The following is a 22,845-nucleotide window of genomic DNA, read 5'->3' as shown; positions in this document are numbered from 1 at the left end:
AATGGTTAGCTATGCTGTTGTTTTCCACGTCAGCACGTGGGCACAGACTGGGTAAAGCACGATATGTGCCACTAACTCCTAAATGATTGTTTTAAGGTCTTTTCCGCTTTTGACTTATCCGCTCTAAACTCAGTAGTGGCAAGGGATGAGAACCACTCGTCCAGATGATCTTCAAGCAAATAATGTTGTTTAACCCAGGCTTTCAAATCGTCACCGGCCTGCTGTAACGCTGACGGATCGGCAAGGATTTGCCGGACTGCCGACAGCCACGCCGACTTGTTATTGGCGACCCGGATCACAGGCGCCTCATTGGTCTGGTAAGGGAAAATATCTGAGCACACCACTGGCCAGCCGAGGATGCCGTATTCCAGCAGACGCAGATTACTTTTGGCGATATTGAAATCATGCTCTTCCAAGGGAGCTACGGCCAGATCCAGATTCAGAGAAGCCAGTTTCTCTGGGTAGGCCTCGATATCAACAAAAGCATGCTCTTCTTTTATATAGGGTTTGATTTCTTCAGGACACATGCCGAAGAATACCCAGTCCACTTCCTCTGCCGTCTCCTTCACCACATCAATAATGATTTCCAGATCTCCCTGATGCTGCTGAGCACCGGCCCAGCCAACCCGGGGTTTGGCAGACTGCTGCCTGAGGCTTTGCAGTTCATTCCATGGCGCTTTCCGCAGACGATTGGGGATAGTATCGATATGCTCAATCATACCCCTGCACATTTCAGCCAAAGGCTCGGTTGAGACAATCAAGCGGTCACAGTAGCTGAGCACCTTGCGCAGGCGACTTCTGGCATCACGGAAAGCCGCTTTCATTTTTTTGTACTGCGAACTTTTCTCCGGTAAATCATGCAGCAGGTCGTCCAGCAGGAAAATAATCTGTGTTTCAGGCAAAAACTCACGATACAGTCGAATGGTTTCGATATCGGTGTCACTGATACCATTCTGGAAAACCACTGTATCAGGTTTCAGGCGAACCATTTCCGGTATATTTAAATGCCGCTCACCAACTTCACACATAGCCATGCCAGTCTGCGAGAGTGCGGCAAAAGGCTGCCTCATCCGATATTCACCGGAACCGCCCCTGATGGGGACACCGTAAACCCGTAACCTCAAATGAGTTTCCACGTCCCAGTTCAGTGGCGCATCGATATCAATCGCACAATGGCGGAAACGCAGGCTGAGATTGGGATTATAAGCTGGATCAAAAGCCAGTTTCTGAAGCCAGCGGTTGAGCATATAGCGCTGTTCTTTACGGGTTCGAATAACTTTGTCTGCTTCACCCTGCCAGTCATAGTAAAATTTGATTTCACTCTTTTCAGCAACGCTGGTGCTGCCATGATGAACGACCATCGCGAATGGCGTATACACAATCCGGTAACCCAGTTCACCGACGCGCAGACAAAAATCGACATCATTGAACAGCACTGCGAGATTCTCGGCATCCATCCCCTTGGCAGCCTGATAGACCGATTTTCTGACCAGCATCACCGCGGCAGTCACCGCTGAGAAATTCTGGTCCAGACGCGCCCGTTCCATGTGACTACTGTCGTGCATACACAACATATTGGCGTAAGGATGATCGGCAATGCTCGCCATGCCCAGAATCACACCGACATGCTGAACCCGACCGGAACCCGGATAGAGTAATCTGGCCCCTACTACACCGACATCTTCACGTTGCCCATGGGTCAGCATCCGTTCCAGCCAGTCAGGCTGAATCACTTCCGTATCATTGTTAAGTAGCAACAGATAGTCACCGGAGGCCTGCTCAGCCGCCCAGTTATTCATTTCTGAAAAGTTGAAGGGCTTATCGAAAAAGAGGACACGGACACGGTCAGGATAACGCCCGCCGAGTTGCTCATAGTAATCCAGCGTATCGGGATCCCGGCTCTGGTTATCAACCACCAGTACTTCATAATTGTCATAACTGGTTTTATCCAGGAGGCTTTCGACACAGGGTTGCAGGTATTCCAGCTTATCCCTAGTCGGAATGATAATGCTGACTTTCGGTTTGTCTTGATGCTGATAGCGCACGCGGTAACTGTTGTCGACATAGCCGGGCTCAATCTCTACCGCTATTTCCTGCCGTTTGAAATGCTGCTTCAAAGCCTGTTCACCGGCTTTGGAATCAAACGGCCGATCCACCTGACTACTCTTGTGGGTCAAAACATCAGCAATATGATGGAAAGCAGTGTCACCAAAACTATCGAACCAGCGTAAGGCCAGATCATAGTTCTCGGCACCGGGCAGGGCCTGCACACCGCCCAGCTGAGCAACTTGTCCGGCAGGCACCCAGCTGTTGCCAATATAGGGAGACGCTCTCAGCAAATCGAGGTTGAAGTCAGGCTTAAAGCGTGGATAGCTGCGCATACCGGTTTCATCAATACGATCATCATCGGTATAGAAAAATGTCCTTGCAGGGTGCAGGTTGATAGCGTCGGCAATTTTTGCCAGTGAATGGGCACTGAACTGCATACCGGGCTCAATAAATGAAATCCAGTGTAGCGGTTCACGGCTGATTTCCTCATTCAGCGCCTGATAAGGATCATCGCCGGACCGCAGTGTTCGCCAATGAAGAAAATCGGCCTGCTCGAAGACCGGGTCGGGCGCCGGTGAACCGGCTATCACAGTCAACTGCCAGCTTTTGAGCAACTGCGCGGCCAAAGAATCGATGGTATCCGCCAGCAGCGCTTCTTCTCCCGGCAATACAAACATAAAGCAGTGCAGGACTGGCTGCTGATGCCAGTGCAAGATCATTCGCTCGGCCAGCACCTCCGCATCCACTTCACGAAGCTCATGCTTGTGAATCCAGTTCAGGTATTCGTCCTGCTCAATCAGTTGCCTGATCTGGGTTTTACATTCCCGCATCAATGGCGATTGCTGATCGGCATCAAACTGTTCATTAATCAGCGTATATAGGCTATAGAGTTCGCGCCGACGTTTTTCACCGCCGATAGCGGCGCCTTTATTGATCTTGTCCAGTGCGCGCTTAATCAGATGTTCCGATGCTTCCAGCAGAAACAGCTCCCTTTCGCTGCGGCCGAGTTGTCCCAGTTGCCCGGAAGCCATCAGTGTGCGGATAACTTCCGGCAGAGATTGCGAGGATAATTCGGCAAAGCGCTTCGCCAGCGCCATCGGGGTATCAGCAATCTGATTGTCAGCAGAGGCTTTATTGCGGGCATACTCTGTAATGGTAATCGGTTTTCTTCCAACAGCGCGGGCATTGTCTCCCAGAACCTCGTAAACCTGTCGCAGCAGCTCGTGGGCGCGCTGGTTATCGGCATCCAGTTCTAATACTTCCAACAGAATCAGATAGACCAGCACCGCCGCAAAATGAAATTGCTGCAGGTATTTTTTCTCGATGTCTATTGCTGACTGTGCCAGTCGCAGCTTGGCAGCCACTCTGTCTTTCACACTCAGCTGCTGATTTTCGTTCAGCGCCTGATTGCGCAGATTGACCGCTCTGAGCACACTGATCACCGTCTCATAGGATCCGGCATAGGCATGTTCGCCCGGGTTCTGGATACTGAGGTTGCCACCGTGAACACGATATTCCGTGAGCTTGTCATCCAGCCGTACCAGCTCATAACGCTCCAGCAGACGCAACCAGTGATCAAAGTCCTGGACATATTGCAAAACAGGGCTGATCAAGCCGATATCATCAAATACCTGTTTCCTCACCAGGGCTGAAGGCGCATTCAGGAAATTGCCCTGTAGCAATTGCAGCCGTATATCAAATACCGGCGTCGAAAACGGCAGGCTGACCGGGACACGTTGACCGTCCTTATCAATCGCATGAACATCACTGCAGACGGCACCCACCGTTTGATGCTGTTCAAGGAAGTCAACCTGAACTTGTAAACGTTCAGCCAGCATCCGGTCATCCGCGCCTAGGTAGGCAATATAGTCACCTTTTGCCAGCGAAATGCAGTGATTCAGGGTATTGCCGATACCACGGTTTACTTCGGAAGCAACAAAGCGGAAACGATCGGGATACTGACGCTGATATGCTTCAAGCAGCGCAGGAGAGTTATCCGATGAAGCATCGTCAACAACAATAATCTCCCAGTTGGGATAGGTCTGCCGAAGCACCGAGTCGATCGCCTCGCCAATATATTTCTCGTAGTTATAACTGGGTATGCAAACGCTGACCAAGGGTCGTTGTTGTTGTGACATCTGCCCTCTCCGGGTTTCTGATAAAGAGATAATGTTAATGACTATGTTCTTGGATAATCTGCAACATATGTTCCATCTGCTTCAGATATTGCCTCATCAATCCTGGAAAGATCGGCAGACTGAGTACCTGTTCTGCCAATGTTTCAGTCAGTGGTAAATCGCCTTTTTGCCAGCGCCGCTTGAAAGCGCCACTAAGATGCGGTGGAATCGGATAATGAATCTGGGTGCTGATCTGCGCATTCATCAGCGCTTTCTGCAGCACTTCCCGCCGGGGCGTTTGCACCACAAACAGGTGCCAGACCGGGCTCATTCCTTCCGCCACAACAGGCAGAGTAAGCTCACTGCAGGCCGACAATTCAGACAGATAATGCTTGGCTATCGCCTGCCTTTCCCGGTTCCAGCGATCAAGCCAGTTCAGCTTGACTCTCAAAAACGCGGCCTGCATTTCATCCAGCCGTGAATTGCATCCGGGCAGATCATGACGATACTTTTCAGCACTGCCATAATTAGATAGGGTTCTCACGGTAGCAGCCAGTGAGGAGTCATCAGTGACTACCGCACCGCCATCACCGAGCGCACCCAGATTTTTGCCGGGATAAAAACTGAATGCCGCCGCATCGCCCAGACTGCCGGCAGGGCGGTTATGATAGCGGGAACCATGCGCCTGCGCCGCATCTTCAATCACTTTTAGACCGTACTCCCGGGCAAGCTGATTGACTGCATTCATCTCTGCTGTCTGGCCATAAAGATGAACAACGATAATCGCTTTGGTTTTGCTGCTGACAGCAGCCTTAATACGGGTCGGATCGATATTATATGTCTCTGGTAAAGGCTCAACCGGGACCGGTTTCGCGCCCACCTGCTCCACCGCCAGCCAAGTCGCAATAAAGGTATTGGCCGGCACGATCACCTCATCACCAGGTCCGATCTTCAGGGCTTTCAGTATCAACACGATGGCATCAAGACCATTACCGACACCGATACAGTGCTGGGTCTGACAATAAGCGGCAAACTCCGCCTCAAAGGCGGCTAATTCCTGCCCCATGATGAACCAGTTCGAATTCATGACCCGCAGGTAAGCCTGATCCAGTTCTTCACGACACTGTTCATGAGTGAGGCTAAGATCGAGAAACGGCAAGGCCATCAGTCTTTACTCTTCACCGCTGTCAGAAACTCGTCATAGTTTCTGAAATAGTCATTCTCATCATAAAACTCAGAAGCAAGCACCATACACACTGAACCAGAAGAAAAATTATCTATCGTCCGCCACATCATTGACGGTACATAGAGACCATAGTAAGAACGGTTGAGATGAAAACGCTTTTGCTGTATGCCATCATCCAGCACCACATCAAAACTGCCCGACATCGCGACAATGAGTTGCTGCAACGCCTTATGTGCATGAGAACCGCGTTCACTGCCACCCGGGACATCATAGGTGTAATAAACCCGTTTAATATCAAAGGGAACGTGATTGTCACTTTCTATAAAAGTCAGATTTCCGCGTGGATCCTGAATTTTTGGCAGATCGATAATCCGGCAGTGTTCAATCGACATGGTCTGCATCCTGTGTTGTCTCATCCTCAAGATAGCGCACAATTCGTGCCGGATTACCGACCACCAGCGCATAGTCGGGCACATCTCTGGTGACAACAGCACCGGCCGCCACCATCGCATATTGTCCGATGGTCAGCCCCGGCAGAATCGTCGCATTAGCGCCGATGGAAGCACCACGCTGCAGCTGCGTTTGCGGAAAAGCTGCCGGATAGACTTTGCTGCGCGGGAAACGGTCATTGGTGAACGTGGCATTGGGTCCGATGAACACATCGGATTCAATACGCATGCCGTCCCATAATTGCACCCCGCATTTCACCGTGACCCGGTCTCCCACCACGACATCATTCTCGATAAATACGTGATCGCAGATATTGCAATCTTTGCCGATGCTGGCACCGGGAAGAATATGGCAAAAGGCCCAGACCCGGCTGCCGCTACCAATGTTATCCGGCGCCTCCACCAGCGCGTGGGAATGAATAAACGTCTCGGCCATTTTTTATCTTTATCCCTGTTGATGTGTTGCTGTCGAAATTGGACTGGAACAGATCCTGCTGCGAAACTAATTCCTGTACTTTACCGGTTTCGTCATGGACAGCAAAAAATACGACTTTTTCATACTACAGAGTTAGACCGCAGCAGGTCATGCTCTGAATGAATTTCTGCGTGCTCAACCCAGCAATTAACATGCCTCAGCGAAAGCTGAAATACTAGGTTGGTTATCAGACATCAAAGAATTATTCACCTGCACGCTATCATCCTTTAGATTATCTATGTTGATAACAGACTCGATTCACTCAGCATTCGTTACTACTGACATGAAAACCCATCCCTATTCTGCAATTGATTTATTAAAAGACTCGGAAACTAATGAATCAAATTTAAGCTACTGTTTTTAGGAGAGATTAATGCAATACAGCGTATATATTCTTGTCGACTCACTCATTGAAATCTTTTCAAGATTTGAGCCACGAAATCGTGACTCGGTCAGTATGTCTCTCGTAGATTACATGGAGAAAGTTAAGCATTCAGATGACGAGTTAGAGGTATTTATAAACAAGTGGAATACTTTTGCAGAGGACATACTCTCATATCCATATTTGTTCTATTTCGTCTTTCGGTGGATAGTGGACGAAGAACAAGAGATTTTTGATGTTCTTAAAAACTATTATTTCCGCCAAGAAATATTAGATCCTCAAGAAGATTTGGCTAGTAAAAATTTAATAGCTTCCATTCTGGATATCGAAAACACTAATTCAGTGATTTGGCAAACATTAGATTATTTAAAGTATTCACAGGTTAAATCGCAAAAACCATTCTTCTATCTCAGCATTTATTTATCTTTTAAAGACTTACTTTATGGCCACTTGATTGACCCAAAGTTAAGACCTTTACACCACCAAGTTTTTTCTCTCCTCCATCAACAATCAGTTAATTGGCTCCCCAATTACTGTAATGGTTATGCATATCAAGGTAGTCACGAAATCGGCATTACAGGAGTGAAACCGACAGAGGCTCGAATGGCGAGCTATGAGATTGATGCATATTTAACTTCTGATAAAACGGTTCTTGATATTGGAAGTAATAATGGTTTGATTGCTGTTTATTTATCACGGCGTTGTAAAGACGTCGATGCGATTGAATACAACCCCTACTTGAATCTCTTCGGAAAAGTGGTGGCCGAATATTTAGGAGTATCGAATATTCAGTTTATATGTGCCGATTTTTATTGTTATAAACCTGATAAAAAATATGACCTGATTTTATCGATGGCCAATCATTCAACGATCGATGGAAAGCTCAAAGTTAATTTTGATGAATATATGCATAAAATTTTCATCACACTGAATCAAGGTGGATTATTCTTATTCGAGAGCCATAATATTTTTGGCCCTGGAAAGGGAGGCACTGGGGATGACGGTGATCTTGATTACAAATTGGACATTGCAGCAAAGTATTTTGAAGTAATCAAATACAAAATGACACAGAAATTTGTACCCGAGGAAGATGTAGATAAACTAATGATTCTATTCAGGCGCCGTAAAAGTATAGTTCCTAATGCACTTAGAACCATTAGCAAGCAAGAAGTGATTAAAAAATATAACTAAGAGTGGTTTACAAACGCCAGTCGTGCTTCCAGTACGTATTGACAGCTAACTGTTTCTCGTAAAAGATCAGGTCATCCGGATCATCAACCTCCAGCCAACGGCCGGCTACCGGAACCGTCGCGATGGATATGCCACGCGCCAGCAGCCGTGATAGCAGGCTTGTCATATCCAGCTTGTCAATTTCAGCATGGTTGTAGCCCTGCAACAGCTTTTTGACCTGCAGCCAGCCATGGGGCCGGAACAACAACAGACCCATGTATTGCCCGGCAATATCGGAAAGATCACTGACTTTACGACCAATATCCGTCAGGAAACCTGCTTCACTCTGAAAACTCTCGGCGTCTGATAATGGCTCATCAAAACGTTGCGACCAGAGATCCAGCCAGTCGGTGTCATAGCTGATGGCAATATCCGCCGGACTATCTTTAAGTTTCCTGACCCAGTCAGGGTGATAAACGATATCGCCGTATGAGACGAGGCAATCTTCATGCTGAAGCAGGTTATCTGCCTGCAGCAATGTTCTGACCATATTCGACTTCTCCCAGAATGGATTATGAATACGGTTGACCGGGAAGCGTTGGAACTGCTCGCCCAAATAGCCTGTGATGACTGTGATATCGCTGATAGCGGCCTGACGCATAGCTGACAGTTGCCAGTCAAATAAGGGTTTACCAGCCAGTTCCACCAGTGGTTTGGGTTTATCGGCGGTTAAGCGATTTAATCTCGATCCGCGTCCGGCGGCCAGAATGATACCTTTCAATCTTGCTCCCCCAATAAAAAATTTTGTATCAATCGTCTGTCATTTTCCGCAAAAGGCTGTTCACGCTCAGGGTGCCACATCAGCCCGAGTATCGGCGCCTGATGATGTCTGACGGCTTCAATTTGCTGATCGTCAGTGATTGCCAAAGTAATCAGTGATTCAGGCCTGCTCACTGTTGAAAGGCCGATGCCGTGATAGGAGTTAACGGATAACGGTTCAGTGTTACCAACTATTGCTTCCCATTCATCCGTGGGATAAATCTGGTGCCGGCATGCGATATGGGCCTCAGGGCTGACTGGCTTCAATTCACCGCCGAAAAACCGCCAGATAAGTTGCAGCCCCCGGCAGATACCGACCAGCGGTAAATCATTTTCCAGCATATAGCGAATCAGCGCTGTTTCGGTCTCATCACGAATCGGACAATCGCCAATATCATTACCACCAGACAATATCAGGCCGTCAATGGCATGTCCCCTGACAAAAGCATTGACAGACTCTGCGCCCAGGTTGGGAATCAGCAGCCAGTTCGCCCGCTCTCCCAATACCCAATCAAGAAATGGATACCAGTCATGCGCCAGTGCATCGCGTGGCTCTTCATAGTCGCTTGCTTCGACTACACGCATACTGATGCCGATAGTTTTTCTCTCAGCCATGATGTCTGGGTTTTAAGGTCCGGTTGTGGCAATTGAGCAGTACGCTCTCGGCTTTAATCATGCGCCCGAAAGTCTGCTCACCACAACCAATCGCCGCAGGAATGCCAAACTCGGCACAACGTATCGCCATATGTGAGTTGGCACCGCCAAACTGCGTGATTAGCCCCCGGATCCCCTTGGTAAAAATCCAGTCAAACCCGGGATCGGCATTTTTAATACAGACAATCTTGTTGAACAGCGACTGAGAGGCTGAGGACTTAGCATCCAGCAGAACTGTTTCACCGCTGACGGATTCATTGGTAATAAAGGTCGGCTCATGACGATTGACCGGGATAACGAACACATCCCGAGCATCACGCAGCAGATATCCCAGCCGCAATGGCAAGGCGGCACGCAGACTTTTCTCCGCTTCGGTCACCTTGTCGAGAAAATATCGATCCTGATAATCAAGCACCGGTGAAACAGCAGTGGCCTTGATATCTTCCCAGTCAAGATAGGATACATCGTCACGTGACAACCCACTCATCTCACCCCAACGTGATAGGCAATAAAGTGCATCGGACAAACTACGGGTGAAGACAAATTTACCAAGCTCACGCACTTTGATTGCTAGCTCAGCATAAATAAACAATGCCGCCGCATTCATATTCAACCCTGCGGTCAGCAGACTCTCGTTGATAGCCAGTTCTTCCTCAGGGCTGAAGTGAAAGCTATGTTGTTTCGGTTTTGCCCTGGCACTGGCCTGACTGCTGAACAGATCAGGGCTTTCGTCATATCGCAGCGAGGTTATATCGTAAGTCCCGGGGCGCAAATGTCCGTATTTGTTAAGAAATGCCGGTATCACACCAGGATCACTGGATGCATTCTGAAAATCGACCACGAGATCACTGGTCACGGTATGAATCGCATGTTTGAGCTCGGCGACGCGATCTGCAGTGATTGCGCCGGTGCGCACCAGTGAACGAAGTAGCGCTTCAGCCATAAAGCCATGCCTCGCCAGGCAGGCAAAAGGGAAAGTGCCGGAATGCCGGCACTCATCCAGTAGCTCTATGGCAAGCTGAAGCGGGTCTTCAGTCTGATCCAGCTCGATCCGGCTGCGCTGCTGCTGGCGTGACATCAGTGCGTCGACGCACGCCATTGATTGCTTCAGGTTACCGTTATCAGAGCAGTCCAGCAGTGAGTTGGTAAGCGTTTGCAGTTCGCTTTTATAGAGCGTCAGTTCTTCGTCGTTCAACAGGTCTGGATAGCGCTTTTTGAAACTGTGTTCAAAATCGACATCCAGACAGGTATGAGCAATGTCAAACTCCACTTTATCATGCAGTTCCGGCCGTTTATCAAGCCGATTCAGCCAGGCGTCGACAAGCTTTTCACCGATACTGTCCGGTAGCCTGGCCGGCAGGAAGGAGTTAAAGCTGTTGCGGATATCAATATATGGATGGTGGTCAATTACCACCATCAGTTCCTCGGCTGGCAAAGCGCGGTACCCCATAACAGCCCTGGCATCTCGCCAGATGTGCGCCGTCACTAAATCACGATATAAAGACACTGCCAAAGGTCTGGGGGTAACGCCGATAATTTCTGCCGGATTCCAGTCGGTCATTACGCCCAGAATCGTACGTGCGCCGAGCAGCTTATTCCTGCTCGCCGAACGTTGTTTAATAAAGTTTTCAATAAAAGCCAGCTTGCGTGAGGTTCGGCGCTCGGTTACCGGATGCCAGGTTTTATGCAGCGCAATTCGCCGCACCTGCAGGATAAACAGTTCACCTGCTGCAGTGAGCACAAACTCGATATCCAGCGGCACATTGCCGCAGACCTGCTCCAGTTCATGAACACCATGAAGGATAGCTCTGATACGCGCGGACTCAATCAGTTCAGCTTCGTATTCACGATGCAACAACACCGTTTTATTGACGCCGTTACCGGCAGTAATGGTGTCGGTACGACCACTTTCATCATCGTAGCTGATCACATAATAGGGGGCGCCGGTTTCAATGTCGTGGGTCATCACTACCCCGCTCAGCGCCACATCCGACAACATTGGCTGTACCAGTACCTGATCCTCCGGGTTGCCGGAATAGGAATCGACCACAGTCTGGACAGCATTGATCAGACTGTGACTGTTATTTGCGCTGACATTGAGTACCGAGTTATAGGCGCCGGCCATGGAACTGACCTCGCCATCTTCACCCTGTGCACTGCTCCTCACCGCCAGTTTCTTATCAGCAAAACGATCCGCAATGGCAGCCAGTATTCTGTCGCGGGATTGCTGCCATTGTTCACAGGAGAAGAAATATTGCGGTAAAAGCTGACTCTGACTCAGATTGCCCTGCAAATTTTCCAGCGTTTCCGCCTTGGTACCGAAATCAAAGGCTATCGCCAGCATTTGCTGTCTCCTTCAAAGACAAGATGGCGAGATGCTTGAGCAAGGGATGAATAACATAAAACATCTCCCCTTCATCCTTGATCTCAATGGGTTCAGGTAAACAGCCTTGCGTCACATATTGTTTGAGTACTGTAATCAGCAAATCTGCCCGAATCGCACAGTCATAGGCATAGTCGATATCTGTCTGCTGATCAGGGGCCGGATAAGTTTTACGGGCCAGAATCGGGCCATCATCAATATCTTCCGTCAACAGCAGCGCTGTCGCGGCACAGTGCCCCTGTTCCAGCAAGCTGTAATAAAGTGTGGTGCTGCCACGGTAATCCGGCAACCAGCCGGAATGGATATGTAATAACCGCCCTGTCTGCTCCAACACCCTTTTCGGCACCAGTTGTCCACCAAAGCCTGAGAAAACCGTTAAGCTCGGAGATAAGGTCTGCAGTAGCTGAACGACTTCATCACTACCGATGGCATCATCATCGATAACACTTGCCGGCCAGCCAGCCTCGCTGATGGTCTGGCTGAGTGGCAGACTGAAATCAGGCTGAGCTAATGCTAAAGCATGGCCCCTTGTATCGTTGGTCTGGTTACGGGGACGGGCATGACCATAAACAATGACATGGTCAGGATTGAGTCCTGCAGACCTGATAGCCTGCAAATAGGCCTGTGAACGGGCTGTGGGAGCGCAAAGCACTATAAAACCAGCGTAATGATTCATGCTATCACCGTTTGTTGCAACTGGCTCACACAGACCTTTTCCTGTTGCAGCAGCCAGGCAATATTATTCTGTTGTCTCGGGAACAGCTGTTTTTGCTGCGAGATCAAAGTATCCATTACCTTGAGCAAGGTATTGAGTAATTGCAGTTTAGCCTGATGCTGATAGCTGATGACGAGCCATTCGGCAAATAGCAAGTAGATATCCAGATCCTGGTAACCACTCTCGATCACTGGTCGATGCGGCGGTTCAGACTGATAGGCCGCAAACAGCCGCTTTTTGACTTCAAATTTTTTCACCAGCCGTGGCCACCAATAGGCCTGTTCCGCCTGATGATTTATCAGATCAAGCAACAAATTGCGGGTGACGATTGCATTGTTTTCAACTGAGCTCTGACTGATATCGGCTGAAGGTCTGCTGATGTTTTCCGGCATTGAAGCCAGAGAACGGGTTTGCAGCCAGGCATCCAGAAAAGCTTCGCCATGATAGCGAGTGTAAAAATAGGTATTAGGCTGTTCCAGTAAAGGTCCCTGGGCATAGGGATAGCGCTCGTCGTTAAACATCAATGGACTCCCGCCGCTTCAAGAATCTGCTCAGCATAGGCTTTTATATCAGCTAGCTGATGACTGTTTTCTATCACAAGATCAGGGCTTTGCGGCCGGTCAAAAGGAATATCAACTCCCACCACATTTTTAGTTTCACCGGTCACAGCTCCCCGATACAAGCCCTTGTCATCGCGGGCAATCAGCTCTGCCATAGGCACATCAACAAACACCTCGAAGTAACGGCTTAGCGTGTTTCGGTTCTGCTGTCGGTGGTCTTCGAAAATTGACAACAGACAACAGACAACATTGATCCCCTGGCTGTCGAGTAACTGACACAGGCCTATCGCCCGCTGCGCGTTGATCCGGCGACCTTCAATACTGTAATCCGTTTTGTGATTATCATGGGCAAACACCTGACGCAACTGGTCACCATCCAGCAGTACGGTGTTGGGCGCCAGCTGTCGCCATTTTTCATAGACTGCTTTGCCGATAGTGGTTTTGCCTGCTCCGGACAGGCCGACAATCCAGATAACCATAATTACGCTGTCAGCCCCTCTTGCTTGATAATTTCACTCGCCTGGCAGATAGCCTGAGCAGCGGCCTCAGCGGAATGTCCGTAGTTCGGCGCAAAATAATAACACCGCAGTTGTTCACGCCGTCGCTGTTGTTGTTGCCAGAGCGCCTCGTTGTTGAGAACATCCGTAATCAGATGAAAACTGCCGGCATCAAGGCTGACAATATCATTCCTCAGCATAATATCCGGAGAATCGGCACCGGCCAAAGGATCCTGCTGTGCATCAGGTAGATTAAGCAACAACAGAGGTTTATCAAGGTAAATCGCCCCAAAAGCGGTGCCGCCGTAATCACAGATAACTTTATCTGCCAGCGCAAACAGATAGACATTATCGATTACCGAGGTAATCACAGCGGTAAAAGGTAAAGGTGCCAGCAAATCAATAATCTGCGGCTCTTCTTCCTGAGTAAGCGGATGCAACTTGACGATGATATTGTAATCATCAGCCAGTTCAGCCATGCGCTCGGCATAAGCTGGTACCGATGAAAGCTCACGCCAGGTCGGCAACCACAACAGGGTCTCTTTGTCAGGATCCAGCTGCAGCTGTTCAGTGAGGGGAGTCAGGTCCGGCAGTCCGTTAAAGAAGATGTCATAACGCGGGTAACCCATCTGCACCACAGGCGTGTTAAATCGAGCCAGTTGTTCTGCATGAAAAGGACCAAACCCCAGAAACAAATCATAACTACTGTTCCAGGCAGAGAAATTATGACGGGCTTTGCCCAGCGCATACATAAAGCGAATGTTTTTTTCAGCAATCGTCTCTATCAGGGGACGCCCATTGAATTGATGCATTGCATGATTGGAGACCATAAATGGAAAGCGATGCCCTTCTGCCATCACCTCTTCCAGCATGATGTAGTGAACCTGGTATTCCTCACAGGCTTCAACAGTGCGCTCTCTTTCAAATTCAGTACCGTGCACTACGATAATGAAATCTTCGCGATTTAACTTATTCCAGACTGGGGCATAGTGGTTAAACATTTCCGAGAAATGCACCAGAAAAGCAATCCCGAAGTCCTCAATTTTCACGCTGTTAATCCCTTCTCTGCGACCACTCAGATGTAATTGAACAATGACAGTCCCTGCACTTTAACATAAGCCTGCTGGGCTGCCTGCAGGCCGACAGATTGCTGATTGAGACGGGTTATCGCTTCCGCATAGTCGAGGTCGGCGAGCTGGGAACGATTGGTTTCAAGACTGGCGATGCTGGCCTCGTTAACGGCGCGTTGCTGGTCGATAGCATTGAGCTTGGTACCGACATTGGTCCGGGCACCGAAGACCTGTCCCAATGCCGTATCCATATTGCTCAGAAAGTCGCCGTTATTGGGCGCTGTAGACAAGTCATTGTTGTTCAGCGCGGTGGCAAAATCATCAATAGTCTGGAATATCGCCTGTGTGTTGCCATCTAGGTTGGTACTGACAAAAATCTGGTCGCCGGGCTCACTGACTTCGACCAGGTAGCCACCACCCACCCGCACATTACGCTGGCCGCCATCGCCGTTGTAGGCATAGGTGGTTGTATCAAAAGCCCGAGTATTCGACTGGTAGCCTGAAAACAGATATTCCCCGTTGGCATCGGTGGTATTCGCCAGACTCAACAAGCTCTGATTAAGCTGACTGATTTCCTCGGCAATGCCAGCGCGGGCATTGGCGTCATTAGTATCATTCAGGCCCTGGACCGCGAGTTCACGGATGCGTTGCATAATATCCACCGCACTGGTGAGCACCCCATCGGTAACATTGAGTTTGTTTTCAGCTACATCGGCATTACCCTGATATTGCTGGGTCAGATTCAAATCACGTTCAATACCAAGAATCCTGACAGCAGCCACCGGATCATCGGAGGGGGACAGAATGCGTTCGCCTGTCGAGACCTGCTGCTGGGTTTTAGCCAGTTCGGTCTGTTGACGCAACATCGCCTCGACACTTTGCTGTTGTATGTAATTGGTGGATATACGCATAACGATCTCCTAGACCGCGTTGATGAGCGTGTCAAAAATCGTGTTAGACACAACGATAATCTGTGATGCCGCCTGATAAGCCTGCTGATATTTGATGAGATCAGCGGCTTCTTCATCAAGGTTCACACCCGAAACACTGTCAAACCGCTGCTTGGTCTGTTGCAGCAGGGCCTGCTGAGTTTCCTGGCTGACCTCGGCCTGACGGGTGCGGGTCGCCACGTCTGACACAATCACGCCATATTGATCCGCCAGGGAACGGGTGATCGGCGGTGGCCCCGCACTGACCTGAACCAGGCTGTTGTCTGTCTGCAAATCGGCCAAAGCCAGTGCATTTTCATTATTCCCGGTGCCGATATTGGTACCCGATGAAGCCGCAATCTGACGCGGATCGGTTAGGACCACATTAATATCAGCCGCGGTGGTACCGGCTGGGTCAAAAAAGTTACCGCCGGCATTGCCGTCCAGGTCAAAACCATTACCGTGCACCGTATTAAACGCCGTGACCACCGATTCGGCCAGCAAGTCCAAATCAGCGCGGGTGTTATCGATGATATTGCTGCGGAACTGCAACGCCCCACCCAGACTGCCACCGTTGATCTGATTGGTAATGTCTATCTGGGTTGAGCCGAAACCGATATTAAGCCTCGGCGGATCAAACGAACTGTCACTGATGGTGTTGAGATCCACCTGTGTGGTACCCACCACCAGCCCCTGGCCGTTACCGACGAAGATATTCACAGTACCGTTACTCTGAGGCACGCTGGTGACCGAGACATATTCCGACAGCTTGTTTATCAACTGATCGCGCTTGTCCAGCAAATCATTGGGGCTACCCTTGGCGCCTTCGGCTTCCAGAATGGCCTGGTTCAGCTCAGCGATACCACGGGTGATGTTGTTAATATCATCAACACCGACGGCGATATCATTATCGACATCACTGGTCAGCTGGGTCAGCTGCGAGTCCAGCGTGTTAAACCGGCTGGCCAACAGTTCCCCCTGTGTCAGCATCACCTTACGAGCGGAAATTGAGGTCGGATCATTGGCGACTTCCTGCACTGCGCCGAAAAATGCATCCAGGCCACCATTAATGCCGAGTTCGGATGAACCGAGCAGATTATCGACCTGACGCGAATAAGATAAAAAGGTATCCTGTTGTGCTTCCTGCGAGGTATAGCTTCTCACCTGAGTTGCCAGAAAACTGTCGTAAATACGCTCAACACTATTGACCGTGACCCCGGAGCCAAGATAGAAATTGCCCTCATAATTGGCAGGACGGGTAACTTGTTCAGCACGCTGACGGGTGTAGCCTTCCGTATTAACGTTACTGATGTTGTTACTGGTGGTCGACAGGGCGGTCTGCGCCGCTGTTAACGCTGATGTGCCAATATTCAGAATACTCATTGCTTAGTTCCTCGTTTCAGACTCAGCATCTGTCAGAACAAATCCATATCCAGTGACATCTGGGCCAGCGTGTCACTGTTCATAATGCGTTTAATCTTGTCCGCATACTGCGGATCGGTGGCATAGCCAGCTTTATGCAGTTGCTCAATAAAGGCATCGGCATCGTCGACATTTTGCAGGGCTTTGCTGTAGCGCGGCTGGGTTTGAAGAAACTGCACATAATCATCAAAGCTCTGCTGATAGGAATCGTAAGCACGGAACTTTGAGCTTTCATGCAACGCTTTACCGTCACGGTATTCCAGTGCATTTTTGGACACAATATCACCATCCCAACGGTGCGCTTTGATATTGAACAGGTTGAAGCTGCTGCCTTTATCATCAGTCAGAATATATTTACCCCAACCGGTTTCCAGTGCCGCCTGTGACAGAATCACTTCCGGTGCGACGCCGAGTTTTTCTGCAGCGCGTTCAGCATAAGGCCAGAGTTTTTCAACAAACTCGTCAGGCGAATTGAAGCGTTTTGGCATATTTGCCATATCGGTGTCGGCAACCTCTTGATCTTCTGCCAGCAGTTTTGGCCTGGCTTCGCGGATTTGTTCAATGATTTTTTCGTTCACCTTGATACCCAGCGCAGGTCGGACAGTCACTGTATCAATACTGAAAGTCTGCCCGGGCTTCGCTTCAGTGCTCTTGGTATAGCGATCACCGCCAAGCTGACGCATGATGACATCCTGCAAACCGAGACCGCCACGCATCGACAAATCGGAAGCCAGCTGCTGGTCAGCCATATCCTGATACATTTTGCTCTGTTCAGAGTCAAACAGGCCTTCTGCAAGACTGGCCTGACGCATCGATTTGAGCATCATGTTCACAAACAGGGACTCAAACTGACCGGCAACCTGACGCAGCGTCTGCTGTTCATTCTGCCCCTGACCCGCCTGCTGGCGAAGCTGGTTGAGGCCATGAAAATCGATCGCGGACTGGGCGATTTTGGATTCCAGTGCCATCGTTAGATAACCACTAACTCAGCGCGTAATGCACCGGCCTGCTTCAGCGCTTCCAGTATCGCCACCAGATCACCCGGTGCGGCGCCCACCTGGTTGACGGCGCGGACAATTTCATCCAGCGATACGCCCGGGTCAAAGACAAACATCCGGCTGTCTTCTTCGCTGATTTCGATATCGTAATTCGGCGTGACCACGGTCTGCCCCTGCGACAGCGGATTAGGCTGACTGACCTCGGGGTTGGCAGAAATGGTCACAGACAGATTACCGTGGGTCACGGCGGCCGGTGTCACCCGGACATGCTGACCAATAACGACGGTGCCGCTACGTGAATTAACGACGACACGCGCCGGCGCTTCGCCCGGACTCAACTCCAGATTTTCCACCAGAGACAGGAACGGCACACGCTGGCTCGGATCACGCGGCGCATTCACTCTGATTGAGGAAGCATCCACCGAATTGGCGGTGCCTTTACCCAAAGTATGATTAATGGCATCCGTCAGGCGACTGGCTGTAGTGAAGTCGGGACGGTGCAGATTGAGCACAATATGGTCGCCGACATTAAAGGCATTTTTAACGGTACGCTCAACAGTGGCACCGTTGGGAACCCGGCCGGCACTGGGAATGTTTACCGTCACCCGTGAGCCATCCCCGGCATCAGCACCAAAACCACCGACCACAAGATTGCCCTGAGCCATTGCATAAATATTGCCATCGGCACCTTTCAGTGGCGTCATCAACAGACTCCCGCCGCGCAGGCTTTTAGCATCGCCCAAAGAGGACACTGTCACATCAATGGTCTGACCGGGTTTCACAAACGGTGGTAAGTCGGCATGCACCGAGACTGCTGCCACATTCTTACTTTTCGGATCGGTGCCGGGCGGAATGTTGATGCCCATTTCCACCAGGAAATTACGCAGGCTCTGGCCGGTAAACTTGGTTTTATCACCGCTGCCGTCCAGACCGACCACCAGACCGTAACCAATCAACTGGTTAGAGCGGACGCCGGCAATCGAGGCCAGATCCTTGACGCGCTCGGCTTGGGCCAGAGCGGATATCGTCAAAAGCAAAGCAGCCAATACAAATTTGAGATTCATCATACTTATCCTCAGAACGGCATCAGGGCGCTGACAAAGAAGCGGCTGAGCCAGCCCATCACGTTGGCATCATTGGTCGGACCGTCCCCAACATAAGCAATCTGGGCGTCGGCAATTCTTACCGACGAGACGGAATTATCTGCCTCTATATCACGTGGGCTGACAATGCCGGACAGGCGGATATATTCATTACCCTGGTTAATGGTGATGACTTTTTCACCGCGGATGACCATATTGCCGTTGGCCAGGACTTCAACGACGGACACGCTGACATTACCGGACAGCAGGTTGTTCTGTTCGCTTTCACCTTCGCCTTCAAAATCGGTTTCCGAACCGATGCCGAATGCCAGATTATTATTGCTGGTGTTATCCAGTGGCAACTGGCTGGGCAGGCTGAACTGCGGGCTGGCACCGAAGATGGTGGGGTTATCAATATTGGTGCTGTTACTCTTATTGACCGTGGTTTCGGTCTCTTTCTCAGCATCCGTCTGCTCTTCCAGTCTGACCGTCAAAATATCGCCGACACGACGGGCACGGTAATCCTCGAACAGCGCGATGTTGTTACGGGCGTCAAAAATCGCACCGTCATTTCTTTCTTCTTGCTGTGTCGGTACCGGACGCACGGCGGCGTAGGCCGGATCGCGCTTAACGGTATTGCTGTTACAGCCGGCAATCAGCGCGGCGGACAACAATATAAATGGCACCGTAAATTTCATCATGACTCTCCACAAAAAAGCTTTGCAGAGAGATGCTTGCAGACTTTGTGCCAGAACCTGGCAAAGAGCCGAGCAAAAAAAAGCCGGCCATGGAAGTGGCCGGCGATTGCGAGAGTTAATTAAAGATTCTGGCTGGCGTATTGCAGCATCTGATCGGAAGTCGAGATCGCTTTCGAATTCATCTCGTAAGCTCTCTGGGTTTCGATCATATTTATCAGTTCTGTCACCACATTGACGTTGGAAGTTTCCAAAGCGCCGCCAACGGTTGTGCCAAACCCATCCAGACCCGGTGTGCCCAGAAGCGGCGGTCCACTGGCACCGGACTCTCTGAACAGGTTTTCACCAATCGGCTGCAGCCCGGTCGGATTCACAAAATCGGCCAAGTCCAGATTACCGACAATCGTGGGTTCAGCATCACCCGCCTGCAGGACACTCACGGTGCCGTCAGAGCCTATGGTAATACTCTGGGCGTCTTCCGGAATCGTGATGCCCGGCTCCAGCGGATAACCATTGGACATCACTACCTGACCGGTATTATCCAGCTGGAAGGTACCGTCACGGGTATAGGACAGTGTGCCATCAGGCATCAGGATCTGGAAAAAGCCACGCCCCTGAATCGCGATATCCAGCGCATTCTGCGTCTGCTGAATATTGCCCTGCGTATGCACTTTTTCAGTGGCCACCGTGCGGACACCGGTACCGACCATCAAACCGGAAGGCAACTGTGTGCTGGCTGACGACTGGGCACCCGGCTGACGAATCGTCTGATACAGCAGATCCTCGAATACAGCCCGGTCCTGTTTAAAACCGGTGGTGTTAACGTTAGCCAGATTATTGGAAATCACTGACATCCGGGTCTGTTGGGCATCAAGGCCGGTTTTTGCAATCCATAAAGCCTGATTCATAATTTAACTCCTACTGTCACGCCGGGGCGGAAAAAATTGCCGCTTGGGGCGGTTAACCATTCATTTGCATTAAACGTGCCGAGGCGGCGCTGTTTTCCTGCGTGGTTTTCATCATCTTGACCTGCATTTCATATTGCCGCTGCAGTTCGATCATTTTGACCAGCGCACCGACGGCGTTGACATTACTGCCTTCCAAGGTACCGGAAGACACTGTCACGGTCGCATCCAGCGGGGCATCGCTGCCATCACGCATCCGCAGCAAACCATCAGTATCTTTAATGACCTGTTGCAAATCCGGCTTCACCAACTTGATTCGGTCCAAAACAGCCAGCGCGTTGGCGGCTTCGCCGATAGGGCGAATTGAAATCGTGCCGTCACTGCCAATCTCGACTTTTTCTGCCGGCGGTATGGCGATAGGGCCACCTTCCCCCATCACAGCCAGACCGGTGCCGGTCACTAACTGGCCGGTTTCAGTGATCTGCAGATCGCCGGCACGGGTATAGCCTTCTCGGCCATCTTTCCCCTGTACGGCAATAAAGCCCTCACCCTGGATCGAGATATCGAGTTCGCGTCCCGTCGACTGGACTGAGCCCTGCTGATAATCGGTGCCCGGTCTTTCTGTCATCGAATAAACCCGCGTAGGCAAACCTTCACCAAACACCGGCATGCTGCGGAACTGCTCGAAATCCGCACGGAAACCGGTGGTATTGATATTGGCCAGATTATTGGCATTGGTCGCCTGTGCCTGCATGGTCTGCTGGACAGCGTTCATGGCGATAAAAAGACTACGGTCCATAGCAATTGCCTCTGATAACGAAATGACTGGCAGTCAAAAAATAGTTATGGAATAGATGAAGCAGTTTTCGTTCCAGTTTTTTGCAAAAACCCCACTCAAAAATCTGAGCGGGGTCCAGATCGAACTTAACGCAGGTTAATAATGGTCTGGGTAATGGCGTTGTTGGTCTCGATCGCTTTCGAGTTAGCTTGGAAGTTACGCTGAGCGGTAATCAGCCCGACCAGTTCCTTAGTCAAATCCACATTCGAGGTTTCCAGAGCACCTGCCTGCACTTCACCAAAACTACCTGTTGAGGCTTCACCGGCAATAACAGGGCCGGAATCGGTGGTTTCTTTCCAGGCTGTGCTGCCAATTTTGTTGAGCGCCTGTGGATTGGCAAAGTCACCCAGTGCGATTTTGCCTATAGGTACTGCCTGACCATTGCTATAGGTAGCCCTGATCAAGCCGTCTTCACTGACATCAACCCCCGTCAGACGACCGGTCGGGAAACCGTTTACAGTCAAAGCGCCGACATTGAAGGCACCGGAGTTCTGTGTGGAACCGTTCAGTGACAAGGTAATCGTCTGCGTTTCTGCGCCGCTGGCCCACTCGGTAGCCGTAGTATCAATGAAACTCAGAGTGATGGGGTCGAGCGCGGCTGTGCTGGGGTCGGCATCCACTGTATCCAGGGTGCCATCGGCATTAAAACTGATACGGACATCATCTTCCAGCGCGTAAGGGGTCCCCGGTGTACCGCCTTTCACTTCACTGCCATCAATATAAGCCGCCATTTGCCACTGGTTATCACCAACCGGACCGCTGCCATCATCAGCGTTGGAATCAATATGTTGATAATAAGTGGTTACAACATGTTCATTACCCAGCGAGTCATAAACTGTTGCCGAGGTTGAGAAGCTGTAAGAATCGGGATCGTTGGGATCAATCGCCAGCAAACCACCGGCGCCGTCATCAATACCTGGAGAGGTCGACGGCAGATTAGTGGCAATACTCAGGTTGGTAGTGGCTTCCGGTGCCCCCACCGAAGGCGGCAGCTGAATAGGACCGGTCGCATTCATACTGGTCGCTGAAATCTGACCGTCACTGTCAACCGGGAAAGCCCGCAGATACCAGCCTTCATTGGAGACAATGTAGCCATCTTTATTCACGCCGAACTCACCGGCACGGCTATAGATGACTTCACCACTGTCCAGCTCCGGCGCCATCGCGAAGAAGCCTTCACCGCTAATCGCGAGATCAAGCGCGTTGTCAGTAAACTCGAGGTTACCCTGACTAAACTGCTGAGCGACTTTCTGCAGGACGGCGCCATTACCGATAGCTGTACTGCTGGTCGTGCCGAAGGCAGAAACAGCAAAAACATCACCAAACTCAGCGCGGGATTGTTTAAAACCAGTTGTATTGACGTTGGCAATATTGTTGGATTTAACATTCAGGTCCGCTGTGGCCGCGTTCAAACCGCTTAATGCTGTGCTAAAAGACATAGTGATGTCCT

Annotated in this window: 20 protein-coding genes; 1 reads left to right on the top strand and 19 read right to left on the bottom strand. The window is 50.3% G+C overall.

The window, feature by feature from the left end; translation table 11 throughout:
• Positions 1 to 71: 71 nt before the first annotated feature.
• The 4 genes from FH755_RS07675 to FH755_RS07660 are packed head-to-tail and all read right to left on the bottom strand — an operon-like array spanning position 72 to position 6,237.
• Complete coding sequence (locus tag FH755_RS07675) at positions 72 to 4,187, bottom strand: glycosyltransferase (protein ID WP_292440205.1); 4,116 nt, start codon at positions 4,185 to 4,187, stop codon at positions 72 to 74.
• Between the two features lie 34 nt (positions 4,188 to 4,221).
• Entirely contained in the window at positions 4,222 to 5,331 is a 1,110-nt protein-coding gene (locus FH755_RS07670) for a DegT/DnrJ/EryC1/StrS family aminotransferase (RefSeq protein WP_292440203.1), read from the bottom strand.
• A complete protein-coding gene (locus tag FH755_RS07665) occupies positions 5,331 to 5,744 on the bottom strand; it encodes an FdtA/QdtA family cupin domain-containing protein (protein WP_292440200.1) in 414 nt (137 codons plus the stop codon). Before FH755_RS07665 ends, FH755_RS07670 begins: the two co-directional genes overlap by 1 nt.
• Positions 5,734 to 6,237 (bottom strand): acyltransferase, encoded by a 504-nt coding sequence (locus FH755_RS07660; protein WP_292440198.1) that lies wholly within the window; start codon positions 6,235 to 6,237, stop codon positions 5,734 to 5,736. Before FH755_RS07660 ends, FH755_RS07665 begins: the two co-directional genes overlap by 11 nt.
• 631 nt (positions 6,238 to 6,868) lie before the next feature.
• Here FH755_RS07660 and FH755_RS07655 point away from each other — a divergent pair.
• The gene (locus FH755_RS07655) at positions 6,869 to 7,849 is read left to right on the top strand and encodes a class I SAM-dependent methyltransferase (RefSeq protein WP_292440196.1); all 981 of its coding nucleotides are present in this window, start codon (positions 6,869 to 6,871) and stop codon (positions 7,847 to 7,849) included.
• A gap of 7 nt (positions 7,850 to 7,856) precedes the next feature.
• On the opposite strand, the gene FH755_RS07650 is transcribed toward FH755_RS07655, so the two are convergent.
• From FH755_RS07650 to flgE, 15 genes are all read right to left on the bottom strand, one after another.
• Positions 7,857 to 8,609, bottom strand: coding sequence for a phosphocholine cytidylyltransferase family protein (locus FH755_RS07650; protein ID WP_292440194.1), 753 nt, complete (start codon positions 8,607 to 8,609; stop codon positions 7,857 to 7,859).
• A complete protein-coding gene (locus FH755_RS07645) occupies positions 8,606 to 9,262 on the bottom strand; it encodes a gamma-glutamyl-gamma-aminobutyrate hydrolase family protein (RefSeq protein ID WP_292440192.1) in 657 nt (218 codons plus the stop codon). The genes FH755_RS07650 and FH755_RS07645 overlap by 4 nt, the downstream gene beginning before the upstream one ends.
• Positions 9,255 to 11,645 carry a PEP/pyruvate-binding domain-containing protein gene (locus FH755_RS07640; RefSeq protein ID WP_292440190.1) on the bottom strand — a complete coding sequence of 797 codons (2,391 nt, stop codon included), beginning with the start codon at positions 11,643 to 11,645 and terminating at the stop codon, positions 9,255 to 9,257. The genes FH755_RS07645 and FH755_RS07640 overlap by 8 nt, the downstream gene beginning before the upstream one ends.
• A complete protein-coding gene (locus FH755_RS07635; protein ID WP_292440188.1) occupies positions 11,626 to 12,360 on the bottom strand; it encodes a formyltransferase family protein in 735 nt (244 codons plus the stop codon). The genes FH755_RS07640 and FH755_RS07635 overlap by 20 nt, the downstream gene beginning before the upstream one ends.
• Entirely contained in the window at positions 12,357 to 12,920 is a 564-nt protein-coding gene (locus FH755_RS07630) for a hypothetical protein (protein WP_292440186.1), read from the bottom strand. Before FH755_RS07630 ends, FH755_RS07635 begins: the two co-directional genes overlap by 4 nt.
• Positions 12,920 to 13,438, bottom strand: a complete 519-nt coding sequence (locus tag FH755_RS07625; RefSeq protein WP_292440185.1) for an adenylyl-sulfate kinase — start codon at positions 13,436 to 13,438, stop codon at positions 12,920 to 12,922. Before FH755_RS07625 ends, FH755_RS07630 begins: the two co-directional genes overlap by 1 nt.
• Positions 13,439 to 13,440: 2 nt before the next feature.
• Entirely contained in the window at positions 13,441 to 14,505 is a 1,065-nt protein-coding gene (locus FH755_RS07620; RefSeq protein WP_292440182.1) for a CDP-glycerol glycerophosphotransferase family protein, read from the bottom strand.
• A gap of 26 nt (positions 14,506 to 14,531) precedes the next feature.
• The gene (gene flgL / locus FH755_RS07615) at positions 14,532 to 15,437 is read right to left on the bottom strand and encodes a flagellar hook-associated protein FlgL (RefSeq protein WP_292440179.1); all 906 of its coding nucleotides are present in this window, start codon (positions 15,435 to 15,437) and stop codon (positions 14,532 to 14,534) included.
• 9 nt (positions 15,438 to 15,446) lie between these two features.
• On the bottom strand, positions 15,447 to 16,838 hold the full coding sequence (flgK, locus tag FH755_RS07610) for a flagellar hook-associated protein FlgK (protein WP_292440177.1): 1,392 nt from the start codon (positions 16,836 to 16,838) through the stop codon (positions 15,447 to 15,449).
• A gap of 32 nt (positions 16,839 to 16,870) precedes the next feature.
• The gene (gene flgJ / locus FH755_RS07605) at positions 16,871 to 17,845 is read right to left on the bottom strand and encodes a flagellar assembly peptidoglycan hydrolase FlgJ (RefSeq protein ID WP_292440174.1); all 975 of its coding nucleotides are present in this window, start codon (positions 17,843 to 17,845) and stop codon (positions 16,871 to 16,873) included.
• Positions 17,846 to 17,847: 2 nt separating this feature from the next.
• Entirely contained in the window at positions 17,848 to 18,942 is a 1,095-nt protein-coding gene (locus tag FH755_RS07600; RefSeq protein WP_292440172.1) for a flagellar basal body P-ring protein FlgI, read from the bottom strand.
• Positions 18,943 to 18,950: 8 nt separating this feature from the next.
• Positions 18,951 to 19,658, bottom strand: coding sequence for a flagellar basal body L-ring protein FlgH (locus tag FH755_RS07595; RefSeq protein WP_292440169.1), 708 nt, complete (start codon positions 19,656 to 19,658; stop codon positions 18,951 to 18,953).
• 116 nt (positions 19,659 to 19,774) lie between these two features.
• The gene (flgG, locus tag FH755_RS07590) at positions 19,775 to 20,560 is read right to left on the bottom strand and encodes a flagellar basal-body rod protein FlgG (RefSeq protein WP_292440167.1); all 786 of its coding nucleotides are present in this window, start codon (positions 20,558 to 20,560) and stop codon (positions 19,775 to 19,777) included.
• Between the two features lie 52 nt (positions 20,561 to 20,612).
• The gene (gene flgF, locus FH755_RS07585; protein ID WP_292440165.1) at positions 20,613 to 21,356 is read right to left on the bottom strand and encodes a flagellar basal-body rod protein FlgF; all 744 of its coding nucleotides are present in this window, start codon (positions 21,354 to 21,356) and stop codon (positions 20,613 to 20,615) included.
• A gap of 125 nt (positions 21,357 to 21,481) precedes the next feature.
• Positions 21,482 to 22,834, bottom strand: coding sequence for a flagellar hook protein FlgE (gene flgE / locus FH755_RS07580; protein ID WP_292440163.1), 1,353 nt, complete (start codon positions 22,832 to 22,834; stop codon positions 21,482 to 21,484).
• Positions 22,835 to 22,845 lie beyond the last annotated feature (11 nt).

Source organism: Methylophaga sp. (assembly GCF_009711715.1).
Lineage (GTDB): Bacteria > Pseudomonadota > Gammaproteobacteria > Nitrosococcales > Methylophagaceae > Methylophaga.
Note: the sequence above shows the minus strand (reverse complement) of the source record. Positions and strands in the feature narration are given on the sequence as shown.